This is a genomic window from Parasphingorhabdus sp. NYA22, from assembly GCF_976973735.1.
In genome coordinates, this window is the sequence record NZ_OZ333477.1 from 2,011,240 (window position 1) to 2,024,760 (window position 13,521).

General features: G+C 54.7%; 22 protein-coding genes and 1 other RNA gene. 8 read left to right on the plus strand and 15 right to left on the minus strand.

Features of this window, described 5'->3' with window-relative positions; genetic code table 11:
* Positions 1-73 precede the first annotated feature (73 nt).
* Positions 74-697, plus strand: a complete 624-nt coding sequence (locus ACWFTY_RS09665) for an ATP-dependent Clp protease proteolytic subunit (protein WP_447524018.1) — start codon at positions 74-76, stop codon at positions 695-697.
* 139 nt (positions 698-836) lie between these two features.
* Positions 837-2,108: an ATP-dependent Clp protease ATP-binding subunit ClpX gene (clpX, locus tag ACWFTY_RS09670; protein WP_447524019.1), complete on the plus strand. Its 1,272-nt coding sequence runs from the start codon at positions 837-839 to the stop codon at positions 2,106-2,108.
* Positions 2,109-2,164: 56 nt separating this feature from the next.
* Here the strand turns inward: clpX and ACWFTY_RS09675 are convergent, their stop codons facing one another.
* From ACWFTY_RS09675 to ACWFTY_RS09690, 4 genes are all read right to left on the minus strand, one after another.
* Positions 2,165-2,662 carry a hypothetical protein gene (locus ACWFTY_RS09675; RefSeq protein ID WP_447524020.1) on the minus strand — a complete coding sequence of 166 codons (498 nt, stop codon included), beginning with the start codon at positions 2,660-2,662 and terminating at the stop codon, positions 2,165-2,167.
* A 22-nt stretch (positions 2,663-2,684) separates the two neighbouring features.
* Positions 2,685-3,350 (minus strand): monofunctional biosynthetic peptidoglycan transglycosylase, encoded by a 666-nt coding sequence (gene mtgA / locus ACWFTY_RS09680; protein ID WP_447524021.1) that lies wholly within the window; start codon positions 3,348-3,350, stop codon positions 2,685-2,687.
* 84 nt (positions 3,351-3,434) lie between these two features.
* A complete protein-coding gene (rpoH, locus tag ACWFTY_RS09685) occupies positions 3,435-4,346 on the minus strand; it encodes an RNA polymerase sigma factor RpoH (protein ID WP_447524022.1) in 912 nt (303 codons plus the stop codon).
* 75 nt (positions 4,347-4,421) lie between these two features.
* Complete coding sequence (locus ACWFTY_RS09690) at positions 4,422-5,375, minus strand: RluA family pseudouridine synthase (RefSeq protein ID WP_447526875.1); 954 nt, start codon at positions 5,373-5,375, stop codon at positions 4,422-4,424.
* Positions 5,376-5,415: 40 nt separating this feature from the next.
* Here ACWFTY_RS09690 and ACWFTY_RS09695 point away from each other — a divergent pair, with 40 nt between their 5' ends.
* The 5 genes from ACWFTY_RS09695 to ACWFTY_RS09715 all read left to right on the plus strand — a co-directional run bounded on the left by ACWFTY_RS09695 (position 5,416) and on the right by ACWFTY_RS09715 (position 8,151).
* Positions 5,416-5,823: a M67 family metallopeptidase gene (locus ACWFTY_RS09695; protein ID WP_447524023.1), complete on the plus strand. Its 408-nt coding sequence runs from the start codon at positions 5,416-5,418 to the stop codon at positions 5,821-5,823.
* A gap of 24 nt (positions 5,824-5,847) precedes the next feature.
* Entirely contained in the window at positions 5,848-6,489 is a 642-nt protein-coding gene (locus ACWFTY_RS09700) for a histidine phosphotransferase family protein (RefSeq protein WP_447524024.1), read from the plus strand.
* Between the two features lie 22 nt (positions 6,490-6,511).
* The gene (locus ACWFTY_RS09705; RefSeq protein WP_447524025.1) at positions 6,512-7,204 is read left to right on the plus strand and encodes an N-acetylmuramoyl-L-alanine amidase; all 693 of its coding nucleotides are present in this window, start codon (positions 6,512-6,514) and stop codon (positions 7,202-7,204) included.
* 6 nt (positions 7,205-7,210) lie between these two features.
* An RNA gene (gene rnpB, locus ACWFTY_RS09710) (RNase P RNA component class A) lies at positions 7,211-7,568 on the plus strand.
* Positions 7,569-7,614: 46 nt separating this feature from the next.
* Positions 7,615-8,151 carry a DnaJ domain-containing protein gene (locus ACWFTY_RS09715; protein WP_447524026.1) on the plus strand — a complete coding sequence of 179 codons (537 nt, stop codon included), beginning with the start codon at positions 7,615-7,617 and terminating at the stop codon, positions 8,149-8,151.
* Between the two features lie 150 nt (positions 8,152-8,301).
* Here ACWFTY_RS09715 and ACWFTY_RS09720 read toward each other — a convergent pair whose 3' ends face one another.
* The 11 genes from ACWFTY_RS09720 to ACWFTY_RS09770 all read right to left on the minus strand — a co-directional run bounded on the left by ACWFTY_RS09720 (position 8,302) and on the right by ACWFTY_RS09770 (position 12,311).
* A complete protein-coding gene (locus tag ACWFTY_RS09720) occupies positions 8,302-8,712 on the minus strand; it encodes a SufE family protein (protein ID WP_447524027.1) in 411 nt (136 codons plus the stop codon).
* 132 nt (positions 8,713-8,844) lie between these two features.
* Positions 8,845-9,075, minus strand: a complete 231-nt coding sequence (locus ACWFTY_RS09725) for a hypothetical protein (RefSeq protein ID WP_447526876.1) — start codon at positions 9,073-9,075, stop codon at positions 8,845-8,847.
* 30 nt (positions 9,076-9,105) lie between these two features.
* On the minus strand, positions 9,106-9,366 hold the full coding sequence (locus tag ACWFTY_RS09730) for a hypothetical protein (RefSeq protein ID WP_447524028.1): 261 nt from the start codon (positions 9,364-9,366) through the stop codon (positions 9,106-9,108).
* A 33-nt stretch (positions 9,367-9,399) separates the two neighbouring features.
* Positions 9,400-9,669: a hypothetical protein gene (locus ACWFTY_RS09735; RefSeq protein ID WP_447524029.1), complete on the minus strand. Its 270-nt coding sequence runs from the start codon at positions 9,667-9,669 to the stop codon at positions 9,400-9,402.
* A complete protein-coding gene (locus ACWFTY_RS09740) occupies positions 9,669-9,947 on the minus strand; it encodes a hypothetical protein (protein WP_447524030.1) in 279 nt (92 codons plus the stop codon). Before ACWFTY_RS09740 ends, ACWFTY_RS09735 begins: the two co-directional genes overlap by 1 nt.
* A 14-nt stretch (positions 9,948-9,961) precedes the next feature.
* Positions 9,962-10,270: a hypothetical protein gene (locus tag ACWFTY_RS09745; RefSeq protein WP_447526877.1), complete on the minus strand. Its 309-nt coding sequence runs from the start codon at positions 10,268-10,270 to the stop codon at positions 9,962-9,964.
* Between the two features lie 20 nt (positions 10,271-10,290).
* Complete coding sequence (locus tag ACWFTY_RS09750; RefSeq protein WP_447524031.1) at positions 10,291-10,599, minus strand: hypothetical protein; 309 nt, start codon at positions 10,597-10,599, stop codon at positions 10,291-10,293.
* Between the two features lie 23 nt (positions 10,600-10,622).
* Positions 10,623-11,006: an envelope stress response membrane protein PspC gene (gene pspC, locus ACWFTY_RS09755; protein WP_447524032.1), complete on the minus strand. Its 384-nt coding sequence runs from the start codon at positions 11,004-11,006 to the stop codon at positions 10,623-10,625.
* Positions 11,003-11,311 carry an envelope stress response membrane protein PspB gene (pspB, locus tag ACWFTY_RS09760; protein WP_447524033.1) on the minus strand — a complete coding sequence of 103 codons (309 nt, stop codon included), beginning with the start codon at positions 11,309-11,311 and terminating at the stop codon, positions 11,003-11,005. The genes pspC and pspB overlap by 4 nt, the downstream gene beginning before the upstream one ends.
* On the minus strand, positions 11,311-11,985 hold the full coding sequence (pspA, locus tag ACWFTY_RS09765; RefSeq protein ID WP_447524034.1) for a phage shock protein PspA: 675 nt from the start codon (positions 11,983-11,985) through the stop codon (positions 11,311-11,313). Before pspA ends, pspB begins: the two co-directional genes overlap by 1 nt.
* 149 nt (positions 11,986-12,134) lie before the next feature.
* On the minus strand, positions 12,135-12,311 hold the full coding sequence (locus tag ACWFTY_RS09770) for a hypothetical protein (protein ID WP_447524035.1): 177 nt from the start codon (positions 12,309-12,311) through the stop codon (positions 12,135-12,137).
* A gap of 161 nt (positions 12,312-12,472) precedes the next feature.
* Between ACWFTY_RS09770 and pspF the strand changes: the two genes are divergently transcribed.
* The gene (gene pspF, locus ACWFTY_RS09775) at positions 12,473-13,519 is read left to right on the plus strand and encodes a phage shock protein operon transcriptional activator (protein WP_447524036.1); all 1,047 of its coding nucleotides are present in this window, start codon (positions 12,473-12,475) and stop codon (positions 13,517-13,519) included.
* Positions 13,520-13,521: the final 2 nt, after the last annotated feature.

The following is a 13,521-nucleotide window of genomic DNA, read 5'->3' on the forward strand; positions in this document are numbered from 1 at the left end:
TCGTTAAAGCCCTTGAACAATTCCGCGATAATCCCGATGTAGTATCGAAGCCAAAAACAGGACAATTTTCAAGATGCATGATCCGATTACAAACGCTCTAATCCCTATGGTTGTCGAACAATCGAACCGGGGCGAGCGCAGTTTCGATATTTTTTCCCGGCTGCTGCGTGAACGTATCGTTTTCGTCACCGGTCCGGTCGAGGACGGGATGGCTTCGATCATCACCGCGCAATTGCTCTTTCTGGAGTCGGAAAATCCGAAGAAGGATATCTATCTCTATATCAACTCGCCGGGCGGCGTTGTGACTGCCGGCATGGCGATCCATGATACGATGCAGTATATCCGCCCTCGCGTCGGTACGGTGTGCGTCGGCCAGGCGGCCTCCATGGGTAGCTTCCTGCTTGCGGCGGGCGAGCCCGGCATGCGGATGGCGACGACCAATGCCCGGATCATGGTGCATCAGCCCTCCGGCGGTGCGCAGGGCATGGCATCGGATATCGAAATCCAGGCCAAGGAAATCTTGCGCATTCGCAGCAGCATGAATGACCTTTATGCGAAATATACCGGCAAACCTTTGGCAGAAATCGAAGCGGCCATGGACCGGGATACGTTCATGGAAGCCGACGAAGCCAAGGCATTCGGCATTGTTGATGAAGTTTATGACAAGCGTCCGGTGCCATCAGAAGATAATAAATAAGCGGTTAGCGCAGCCCTAAACGAAATTTAAGCCATATTTGATAGACTTGGCTATTCGCTAGGAAAGCTGCGAAAAAAGCGGTGGCAATTTGCAATATGACGGTTAGATATACAATATTGGCCGGTTTAAAGGACTTTTTATGACGAAATTGACGGGATCTGATTCGAAGAGCACATTATATTGCTCTTTCTGTGGCAAATCCCAACATGAAGTCCGCAAGCTGATTGCGGGGCCCACGGTTTTCATCTGCGATGAATGCGTAGAGCTGTGCAATGACATCATTCGCGAGGAAACCAAGGGTGCCGCCACCGGCCGTAAAGACGGTGAAGTGCCAACACCGCAGGAGATCTGCGATGTGCTGAACGATTATGTGATCGGCCAGAAGCGCGCGAAACGTGTGCTGTCGGTCGCGGTTCACAATCATTACAAGCGTCTCAACCACGCCGCCAAATCCGGCGATATCGAACTGGCAAAGTCGAATATCCTGCTCGTTGGTCCTACCGGTTGCGGTAAAACGCTATTGGCGCAGACTCTGGCGAAGACATTTGATGTGCCGTTCACCATGGCGGATGCGACCACTTTGACCGAGGCCGGCTATGTCGGTGAAGACGTTGAGAATATCATCCTCAAGCTGTTGCAGGCGTCTGACTATAATGTCGAGAAAGCCCAGCGCGGCATTGTCTATATCGATGAAATCGACAAAATCAGCCGCAAGGCGGAAAATCCTTCGATCACTCGCGATGTTTCCGGTGAAGGCGTCCAGCAGGCACTGCTGAAGCTGATGGAAGGCACAACCGCCAGCGTTCCACCGCAAGGCGGTCGCAAGCATCCGCAGCAGGAATTTCTGCAGGTTGATACCACCAACATACTGTTCATCTGCGGCGGCGCATTTGCTGGTCTGGAAAAGATCATTGGTGACCGTCTGGAAGGCAAGTCGATCGGTTTCGGCGCTCATGTAGCCGCTCCAGAAGAACGGCGTATTGGCGAACTGCTGGCGCAGGGCGAGCCCGAAGATCTGTTGAAATTCGGTTTGATCCCGGAATTTGTCGGTCGTTTGCCAGTGATCGCCACGCTCGAAGATCTTGATGTCGATGCGCTTGTGACGATTCTTCAGGAACCGAAAAACGCGTTGGTAAAGCAATATGCCAAATTGTTCGAACTGGAAGGCGTCGGTTTGACCTTCACCGATGACGCACTGGTTGCGGTTGCCAAAAAGGCGATCGAACGGAAAACCGGTGCGCGCGGTCTGCGTTCGATTGTCGAGAATATTCTGCTCGACACCATGTTCGACCTGCCCGATTTTGAAGGCGTCGACGAGATTGTGATCGACAAGGACGTCATTGCCGGCACCAAAGAACCGGTGAAGGTGATCGCGAAAAGCAGCAAGGCGAAGAAGGAAGACGCGGCTTAGAAAATCCGGCTCTTTCCTTGGTCCTGCGTTGCAATCCCGAAGAATGGCTTAGACATCTAGATATTAAAACGGTCGTGGCAGTTTACCTGCTGCCCACGGTCATTTTTGACCTTAATAATCCTGGATATGTCCGCCCAGAAAACACCATCAGCTTGTCGAGGGTTTGTTGCATCTACTAATGCGACGAAGCAGATCCCTTTTGAAGCCAGCGCCCCGATTGTCTCGATATAGGCTGTAGCGCCGGCCTTCTTTTCGAGGCGCACTACCACATATCTGCCCACGCTATCAGGTCCGACGTCGTCAGGATCATCGTCGACCAGCTCAGTCGCAATGTCTTTCACCTCAACATCATTTTTAATCCAAGCGGCTTGAGCTTGGTCATAGTGCGGTAATTTATCGATGAACGCTTTGTCGGAAAAACTTAAAGCCGCAATCGTTGTGCCCAATTGAACATCAGCAGATTGATCAGTACGTCGGTTGAAACTGTACCAACACAAATTGGCAAGGATAAGCGCAAGGCAGACGCCGACAAGAATTTTGCGTTCAGTTTTCATCACAGTAGACGTGCGTACATATTCACTTATAAATACAGCTATCCAGCCCCTCGTTGGCCACCACATTGATCCGCGCCGCAATCGTATTGCCATAGCGACGGGTAAAGCCGCTGGCGCCGTTGACGGCCCGTTTCTTGGGCAAGGGCAGGGCAGCCGCAATCCGCGCGGCTTCGATCTTGGTTAGATCCTTCGCGTCTTTGTTGAAATAGCGCTGTGCGCCCGCCTGCACGCCATAGGTGCCGATGCCGGTTTCCGCGATATTGAGATAGACCTCCATGATCCGGTGCTTGCTCCAGATCGTCTCGATCAGGAATGTGAAATAGGCTTCCAGCCCCTTGCGGAAGAAACCGCCACCCTGCCAGAGAAAGGCATTTTTCGCGACTTGCTGCGAAATGGTTGAGCCGCCGCGTATCCGACCTCCCTGGGCATTGCGCTGGATTGCTTTCTGGATCGCTTCCGTATCAAACCCATTATGGCTGCAAAACTTGCTATCCTCGGCAGCGATCACCGCCCGCGCCATATTCGGGGATATGTCGCTGAAACTCGTCCAGTCCTTGGTGATCCCGTTTCCGTCCATGATCATCGTCGCAGTGATCGGGGGAGGCACAATCGCGTAAATGCCGACCCAGGCGACCGTGATCAGGATGAAATAGACGATGAATTTGAGGAGAAACTTGATTGCCCGCATCGCAGCAGCCTAAATTGAAAACGCCCCGAAAACAAATTTTGTTTCGGGGCGCTTACCAATAATTTTTAGAGCGGTTTTCGAGGCCTAGCTTGCTGCCAGTAGCTGCTTGTCTCCCGCAATGCGAAGCATCGCCTTTTGCAGCTTCTCGAAGGCGCGGACTTCAATCTGTCTTATGCGTTCGCGGCTGACTTCATAGACCTTGCTCAGATCCTCGAGTGTTTTCGGATCTTCCGACAAGCGGCGTTCAGCCAAAATATGCTGCTCGCGTTCGTTCAGCGAGCCCATCGCTTCGGTCAGCATTTCATGGCGGAAGTTGGCTTCCTGTGCGGCAGCGATGGATTCATCGTGCAGCGGGCCGTCGTCTTCCAATATGTCCTGCCACTGGCCGCCATCGCCGTCCTCGGACGAAAGCGAGACGTTCAGCGAAGCATCGCCACCCATCGACATGCGGCGGTTCATATTGACCACTTCATGTTCGGCAACGCCCAGATCGGTAGAGATTTTCTGCACGTCTTCCGGCGACAGATCACCATCCTCGAAGGCATCGAGATTATTCTTCATCCGGCGCAGATTAAAGAAAAGCTTCTTCTGTGCGGCAGTTGTCCCCATTTTAACGAGGCTCCAGCTGCGCAGCACATATTCCTGGATAGACGCACGAATCCACCACATCGCGTAGGTCGCGAGGCGGAAACCGCGTTCCGGTTCAAATTTCTTCACGCCCTGCATCAGGCCGACATTGCCTTCGGAAATCAGGTCGGACACCGGCAGGCCATAGCCGCGGAAGCCCATTGCAATCTTCGCGACGAGTCGCAGATGCGACGTAACCAGTTGGGCTGCCGCTTCCTGATCCTTGTGTTCAGAATAGCGTTTCGCCAGCATATATTCTTGTTCGGGGGTCAATAACGGAAATTTACGAACTTCCGAGAGATACCGGTTCAGGCTCGCGTCCCCCCCTAAGGCAGGGATTTTTGCCGGAACATTGCTACCATTAGCCATTTTCGTTCCTTCTTTGTTGCGCCTCCAGGCCTCATTAAGCACCCTTTGGTCAAAAGCGGATATAAGGTGTATTACCTATACACGCAACTTCATGAATAGTTCCTGCATATCGTCCGGAAAACCGATAGAAAACATCAATTTTTCATCCGTTATGGGGTGAACAAATCCAAGACTAGCAGCATGAAGCGCCTGGCGTCCAAATTGAATATCTTTCCGACGGGAAAGCATTGATTTTCGACGAGTGCCATAGAGCGGGTCACCAATCAGACTATGTCCAATATGGGTCATATGGACCCGGACCTGATGAGTGCGTCCTGTTTCCAGCGTACATTCAACCAAAGCAGCGCCGTCGAGCATTTCCTTGACCGTATAATGGGTCATCGCCGACTTGCCCCGGTCATCGCCGACAACCGCCATTTTCTTGCGATTGACATTGCTGCGACCGATGGCGCCCTCGATCGTCGCCGAAGCCGGATTAGGCCTGCCGTTGACGATCGCCATATAGCGTCGTTCTATGTCATGTTCGGCGAACAGCGCGCTCAAGCCCTTGTGCGCGGCATCTGTTTTGGCCGCGACCATCAATCCCGAGGTGTCCTTGTCGATGCGGTGGACAATCCCCGGTCTGGTCACACCGCCAATGCCCGACAACTGCCCCCGGCAATGGTGGAGCAGTGCATTGACCAGCGTGCCATCGGCATGACCGGCGGCGGGATGGACAACGAGACCTGCCGGTTTGTTGATGACGATCAGATGCGTGTCTTCGAAAATCACATCGAGCGGAATATCCTGCGCCAGGGCAGGGCCGGCTATCGGTTCGGGAATAGTCAGCTCGAATGGCTTGTTGCCGATTTTCTTGGCCGAAGGATCGGTGAATGTCGCGCCATCCAGCACAAGGTTGCCGCTCGAGATCAGTGATTTCACCCGCTCGCGCGAAAGCCCGTCTACCGCTTCTGTCAAAGCCGCATCGAGACGCTGTTTTTTGGGAGAATCCGGTAATGTTCCGGATATTGTGGATTGCGCCTCGTTCATCGCGTAGATGTGGGCCATGCAACTGTTTATATCAAGCGCCATGTTGGCGGAACTCCAGCGCCTGGCCCTTGCGGCAGTGCCGCAGGAAGTCTGCGGGATCTTGTTTGGCCGCAATGGCAAGGTCCGCACCCATCGCGCAGCCGCAAATGTGGCAGATGATCCGGTCCGTCATTTCGAGATTGATCCCGCCATTTTGATCGCGGCGGAGCGCGATGCGCGGGACGGAGGCGAACCGATCCTCGGCTATTATCACTCGCATCCCGGGGGAATCGTCAAGCCTTCCCAGACCGATGCCAATAGTGCTGCGCCGGACGGGCGGCTCTGGCTGATTTTGAACGGGCAGGAGGCAGCAGCATGGCACGCAGTTGAAAAGGGCGAATTTTATGGTCGGTTCAACGCGATCACCCTTGATTGCTCGGGTGCAAAAGGCCAAACAGCCGCGGAATGAAATCATAGTTAAGGGCGCGTTTATATGTCGAATAGTGAAGTTGACCTGGCATCACTGCTTTGTTCGAAAATATGCCATGATTTGCTCAGCCCGGTCGGAGCGCTCAACAACGGCCTTGAATTGCTGGAAGGCGAAACCGATCCGGTGATGCGCGATCGCTGCATGGACTTGCTGGCGGACAGTGCCAGAGCATCGGCCGACAAATTGAAATATTTCCGGCTCGCTTTCGGTGCCGCCGGTGGCTTCGGCGACAATGTCGATCCGGCAGAGGCGCGGCAGCTGATCGAATCGTTGCTCGGCGATTCGGGCAAAATCACTTTGGGCTGGGCCTTGCAGGGCGAAGCATTGCCGAAAAAGGCGATCAAGATCCTTCTCAATCTCGCGTTGATTGCAAAAGAATCCCTCGTCCGCGGCGGCCGACTGGACGTCGGTGCCGAGCATGGTGAACTCGGCGTCGAAGTCGTCATCAGAGCAGAAGGCGCAAAAATCGCGCTTGATGAAGGCATCCGGACTGCTCTGGACGGCACTATAGCACCGGCTGATCTCAGCGCGCGAACAGCGGGCGCGTGGATGACCCGAGAGCTGACGTTGAAAAATGGCGGCGATTTGCGGATTTCGCCACCATCCACGACAGAATTGCTTTTGGGTGCTATCGTCACCGCTTGAGCTTTAAAAGGAGAGGTCTTTCATGGATGTGATATGGACGCCGTCTCCGAATTTTGACGATCGCCAGTTGCCGATCAGCATTCTCGTCATGCATTATACCGGGATGAAGGATGCGGCGTCGGCGATCAACTGGCTGGCCAATCCGGAAGCCAAAGTCTCGGCCCATTATGTCGTGACCGAGGACGGCCAGATCGTGCAGATGGTCGATGAAGAAAAACGGGCCTGGCACGCAGGGCGCGGTTTCTGGCGCGGTATCACCGATGTGAACAGCGCCAGTATCGGCATCGAGATCGTCAATCCCGGTCATGAATGGGGCTATGTCCCGTTCCCTGAAGAGCAAATGGATGCGGTGACCCGGCTTGCCCATTCGATCGTCCAGCGGCACGATATTTCGTCATCCAATGTAATCGGGCACAGCGATCTGGCGCCGGCGCGCAAGCAGGACCCGGGCGAATTGTTCGACTGGGAGCGACTGGCCCGTCACGGCATTGCCTTGAAAAAACCGGCTGTGAAGCTGAACGAACCGCCCTGGACCGATGGCGGCTTCATGCTGGCACTGGAACGGTTCGGCTATGATATTTCCGACCAGACCGCCGCGGTTGTCGCTTTTCAACGGCGCTTCCGGCCAAAAAATATTGACGGAGTGATCGATGGCGAATGCCGCTCGCTGCTTTTGTCTTTAATGTTGGACAGAGAGCGCGGAATCACTAAATAGGGCGCACCAGAGGGTCGGCCAGCCGCGGCATTTATGTCGAGGAAAGTCCGGGCTCCACGATTAAAAGGTGCCGGATAACGTCCGGCGGGGGCAACCCTAGGGAAAGTGCAACAGAAAGCAGGTCGCGACGACTTCGGTCACGTGACATTGAAAGGGTGCGGTAAGAGCGCACCGCGGGACTGGCAACAGGCCTGGCATGGTAAACCCCACCTGGAGCAAAACCAAATAGGGGCGGCATATGGCTTTTTCGGCTTGCTGCCCGGGTTGGTTGCTTGAGCCACGCAGTAATGCATGGCCTAGATGAATGGCTGGCTATTCCGTTTCGGCGGATGGACAGAACCCGGCTTACAGACCCTCTGGTATTATCTTTGCGGTGGAACTCGCCGGGTTCCTCTGTTAGAATAGGGACTATGCCAAAAGCAAAACGATCAGATAACTGGGGTTTCCCGAGATGGGGAAGCTACGAAAGCTCGCGCGAAACACAGCAGGTCAAGATTTGTGACCGGCACGGTTGCGACGAAGCGGGCAGCTGTCCTGCGCCCAAATCCCCCAACAGTCCGGAACGCTGGTATTTCTGCCAGACCCACGCGGCGGAATATAACCGGGGATGGGACTATTTCGAAGGGTTGGACAAGGAAGAGCGCAAGAAGCGCGAAGCCGACGAGCAACGCGATGCCAATGCCTATCAGGAAGCGGCACATTACAGCTGGATGGGTTCCGGTGACGGCAGCCGTTCGCGTGACGAAATGACGGCACTGGAAATTTTCGACCTGACTCCCGACGTTGAATTTGACTCGGTGAAAAAGGCTTGGCGGACGATGGCCAAGGAATATCATCCCGACGTCAATCCCGGCGATGCCGAGGCTGCCAAGAAATTCCAGGCGGCCCAGGCGGCTTATGATGTGTTGCGGATCGCCGAAGAACGGCGGGTCTGGAAGCCGATTTAGCTTCTGTTCTCCTGCTAAGGCAGGAATCCATCTCCCGCCATTGCGGCAATCATAGCCCTTCGAAATGGCGCCAGACGATAGTCGAGTGCGAGCCTCTAGAAATATTTTGGATTGAAGAGTCGGAGATGGACCCGTGCCGTCGCAGGGCTACTAGTTGCTCTGCAACCGCGACGCGGTCTGCTGAATAAGCGCGATCATATTCGGAATGCCCTGGGTGCGGTTTGAACTGAGCTGGTTTTTCAGATCAAAAGGCTCGAGCACGGCAGCAATATCTGTGCCTGTGATCTGCTCGGCGGCCTGATCCTGTACCGTTTCCAGCACCAGCGCGATAATGCCCTTGGTGATAGCGGCATTGCTGTCAGCCAGAAAATGCAGGCGTCCGTCATCCAGTTGCGTCGGATAGACCCAGACCGAGGCAGAACAGCCCCGTACCAGCGTCGCGTCGGTTTTCAGCGCGTCCGGCATCGGATCAAGCTCTTTGCCGAGATCGATCAGCAGCCGGTAGCGATCATCGGGTTCGAGAAATTCATATTCTTCGATAAGGTCGTCAATTTTGCTCATGGGGAGGGCGGTTAGCAGGGCTTTGTTGAAAGGTCATCTGTTTAAAAGAAATCCGTTCGTGCTGAGCTCGCCGAAGTAAGGACTTATGCGCGATGCCGACCCTTCGACAGGCTCAGCGCGAACGGCGTGTGACTATAGCTCCACGCCCGCCGCAATCGCTTCCAGTTTGCGGATGCGTTCTTTCAAGTCCGCCACCTCGATCCGCGACGTCGCGGTCGGCGGATTATCTTCGCGCCGCTGCTCGATTTCGCGGGATTTCAGGGCGATCCAGTCGCGCCAGCCCCGGAGGGTGATGAGTGCGACAACCGTCAAGCCAATCAGCGAAAAGGCCGCGGTGATCATATAAAAAGCAGGTTCTTGCATCATGCTTGTCCTTCCACTTTCTGGACCGGCTTACCGGTCGCGCAATTTCTCGATCTCGTTTTCCAGTTCCCGGGCACCGCGACCATCTGTGGCAATTTTCTCGAGCACGGCGACGCGCTCCTTGAGATATTTGACTTCTTCTTTCAGTCGCCCTGCATCGGGATCATTTGCGATAATCGCATTGCCCTTTTCATCTTCGGAAATTCCGTGTTGGGCCCGGAACCGGGTGCTCAGCACCTTTCCGATCGTAATGACGATGATGATGGCAACAACCATTTCAAACGGATTCATCTAAAATCTCCCTCCAGTCCGCGCTGAACCTGTCTAGCGGTCGCGCAATTGTTCAATTTCGCTTTCGAGCTGCCGTGTGCTGTGACCATCGGTCGTGATCTGCTCGAGTACCGCGACGCGATCTTTGAGATATTTCATCTCTTCGCGCATCTGGCGACTTTCGTTATTTTCCGGCCCGCGTTCGCCGAGAAGGATGAGCTCTTTCTGCTTCTCGACCATCTTGCTCTGATGGCGTGTCCAGATCGCGAGGCCACCGAGTAGAAAGGGAGCGAGAGGGATCAGGACCCAGATTTCGTCAAACATCAGTTGAGCTCCTTCGTATCGGTCGCGTCCCGCAGCTTTTCAATCTGCTGTGAAATATCCATGCCTTTGTCGGTGACGATGCGTTCCAGCACCCGGACCCGTTGTTCCAGCAATTCCGTATGAGCGGCATATTGCGCCGCTTTTTCGGCCGTCATCTGGGTTTGAACCTTCAACTGCTCCTGTTTATATTTAATCCAGGGCTTGACGAAAACGCCGCCGATAATTGCCAGCAACCCGCAGGAAATGCCGAGTATCGGGATAAGAACTCCAACGTCCATTTCGATATCTCCTATCAGTTCGCGCGCTTGTCGCGCAGTTGTTCTATTTCCTGGGTCAGCCGGTGGCTGTCATCGGTGACAATCCGTTCGACATTGGCCAGCCGGTCTTTGACAGACCCCAGTTCGGCACGCAGTTCGGCGTTCTCATTGGTCAGCAATTTGACTCGCTCGACCGCTTCCTGATCGGTTTTGGGATAGACGGACTTGCCCCACTGGTTTTCCAAGGGATAGCCGTTCTTGATCCGCATCCAGGTGGTGACGACCCAACCGGTGACTGCAATCGCTGCTACAGTGGCGATTATCGGAGCAAGCTCGGTGATCATGGCGATCTTTTCCGGATCCATCAGTTCTTCTCCCTTAGTGCTTCGATTTCATCCGCCGTCCGTTTGGCGGGGTCGGTGGCGATCCGCTCGAGCACCTGAAGCCGCTCCTGCAGCCGGTCGATCTTGCCGACCAGTTGCTCATTTTCAGTGGAGAGAAGCTCGATCTTGCGATGCTCATCCGGGCTGGTTTTGGCAGTTTTGCCGGTTTTTCCGCCCCATTCGTCTTCCAGTTCATAGCCGTGTTTGGCTCGGATCCAGTTGTTCACGATCCATCCTACGGTGCTGATGGCGATTATCGCGATTACAAATCCGGGGCTTCCCCAATCCATGTTCATTCTCCCAATTCGGCTGCTTAGCGCAGGTTTTCTATTTCGTTCGACAGCGTCGTGTTCTTGCTGGTGTAATAAAGTTCCATATCGGCCAGCTTGCGGTCAATTTCCCGAAAGCGCGATTTGATGTCGCGGGTTGTGCGGCGGGGTGACTGTCGCACGCCCTGCCAGAATTTCGTATCTTCCGGGTCACTCAGATACATGCCTACCGGCTTCGGATCGGAAATTTTCGCCGCGATCCAATAGGCTATCAGCGTCCAGGGGAAGGCAAAGGTCACCGTCGCTACAATCGCTGCAAAACGGACCCAGGCTACATTGATGCCGGTGTAATCGGCGATCCCGGCGCAGACACCGCTCCATTTTGCACGCTGCTTGTCGAGATAGAATTTTGTGCGAGAGGAGCTCATGAGGGGTGCCTTTCTTTTTTCAGCAGCTCGTCGAAATTTTCGAGCGATGGGGCAGGGGTGTTGGTCGGGCTAGGTAGTCCGGACTGACGCCACTCGGGATTGTCTGCCGCCATGATCCGTTCAATGGTTTCCATGCGGTCATCCAGTCGACGCGCCATATGGTGCAATTCTTCCAGCAGATTTTCATCTTCGTTGGTGATCGTCGCGGCGGTTTTCCATTTCGTGACATAATGAAATATCAACCAGGGTAGACCGATGAACAAGGTTCCCATTACGATGGGAATGATGATGAGTTCTTCCTGCATTATGCGTCACCTTTTTTCATAGCTGCCTTCATGGCTTCGAGTTCTTCATCAACCTTGTCGCTGGATTCCAGCGCGGCGATCTGATTTTCCAGGCTCTGCGGCTCGCCGCCCATGCCCATCGAGTCGGCGCGGCCTTCGGCGAAATCGACCTGTCGTTCGAGATATTCGAACCGCGAGAAGGCATCGTGCACCTTTTCGCCATTGTACATTTCACGCAATTTCACACGATTTTCAGCACTTTCGAGACGATTGACCAGGCTGCTCTGACGCGAGCGGGCTTCCTGCAATTTCTTCTGCAGTTTCGCGATGTCACCTTCAGAGGCCCTAAGCGTGTCATCCAGAACCTTGATTTCCGCTTTTAGCTCGTCGGCCATGTCGGCCGCCTTGCGCTTCTCTACCAACGCCGCCTTGGCGAGGTCTTCCCGATCCTTGGAAAGGGCCAGCTGGGCTTTTTCGCTCCAGTCTTCGGTCAGATGATCAAGCTTGTCGATATGACGACGCATTTCCTTCTGGTCGGCAATCGTGCGAGCTGCAGAGGCGCGCACCTCGACCAGGGTCTCTTCCATTTCTAGAATGATCATACGGATCATTTTGGAAGGGTCCTGGGCCTTGTCCAGCATGTCGGTAACGTTGGCGGCGATGATGTCGCGCGTTCTTGAAAAAATACCTGCCATGTACATACTCCGGTTACGTCTGTGGTTGTGTGTGAACCTGTTCGAGCCGTCGCTCCAGTCCTGTTCTACATCAACCTGGTGAATTTCGAAAGGTGGCCGGGACCTGACTTCGGCAAGGGGAAAAGAAGGGGTCCCGGCCATTTTGTCTGTCATGCTCGATAACCTAGGTTAACGAATACGACAGCGGGGGAATCGTTCTGGCTTTTGGCCATCGTGCCTTCGGCCTGCGCCGGTCCGACAGCGCTGATCAAAATCGTCACGCCAAAAAGCAGGATCGAGATGATTGCGGAAATGTCGATGCGGCTCAATTTGTTCAGTGCTGGCATGATGTGCTCCAGAAGTTGGTTTGTTTCGTATCTGAAACCTACTTTGCAGAAGTCGTGCCAAACTGATTAACATACTGATATATATGGAAATAATTAATTTCCCGGCATGACGCATATAGTATTAATTGCTATTTAGTGGGATTTTGCACTATATGTTGGCCATGGAACGCGAAAGTCAGTTTGTCGGGGAATCGGGCGCTTTTCTCGATGCGGTGGAAAAAGCCAGCCGGGCAGCACCGCTGCACCGTCCGGTCCTTGTAGTCGGAGAACGCGGGACCGGCAAGGAACTCATCGCAGAGCGGCTCCACCGGCTCAGCCTGCGTTGGGACGGTCCGTTCATAACGCTCAATTGTGCAGCCATGCCCGAGACGCTGATAGAAGCGGAATTATTCGGCCACGAAGCCGGTGCCTTCACCGGTGCGACCAAGGCGCGGGTAGGGCGGTTCGAGGAAGCCGACGGCGGTACGTTGTTTCTCGACGAACTCGGGACATTGTCGACCGGCGCTCAGGAGCGACTGTTGAGGGCGGTCGAATATGGCGAAATCACCAGGATCGGATCCTCGCGGCCGCAGCGGGTCGATGTCCGGATTGTCGCCGCGACCAACGCGGACCTGCCGAAAATGGCAGCAGAAAACAGATTTCGCGCCGACTTGCTCGACCGGCTTTCGTTCGAAGTGGTCACATTGCCCCCATTGCGCGTGCGAGAAGGCGATATCCCCGTGCTCACAGATTATTTCGGACGGCGGATGGCGGCGGAACTGGATTGGCCATCATGGCCAGGCTTTGGCCGGCTCGCATCAGAAGCTCTCAATCGTCACGATTGGCCGGGCAATGTCCGGGAATTGCGCAATGTGATCGAGCGCGCGGTCTATCAATGGAATGACCACAGCAGGCCGGTAGACCATGTCGTGTTCGATCCTTTTGAATCGCCTTGGAAACCCCGGGAAACAAAACCTCAGCAGGAAGCCGAGCCGGCTGCCCGGTCGGCAGCAGAAGCCTCTCCAGCGGCCGCTGCACCCGCTTCGTCCGAACCCGCGTTCCAGGATGTCGACGATATGAAAGCGGCGGTCGAAGCCTTCGAGAAACGGATTTTGGAAGCTGCCTTGGCCAAATCGCGCTACAACCAGCGGCAGACGGCCAAGGCATTGAACCTGACCTATGATCAGTTGCGCCATTCGCTGAAAAGGCATGATCTGCTCGGAACATGAAA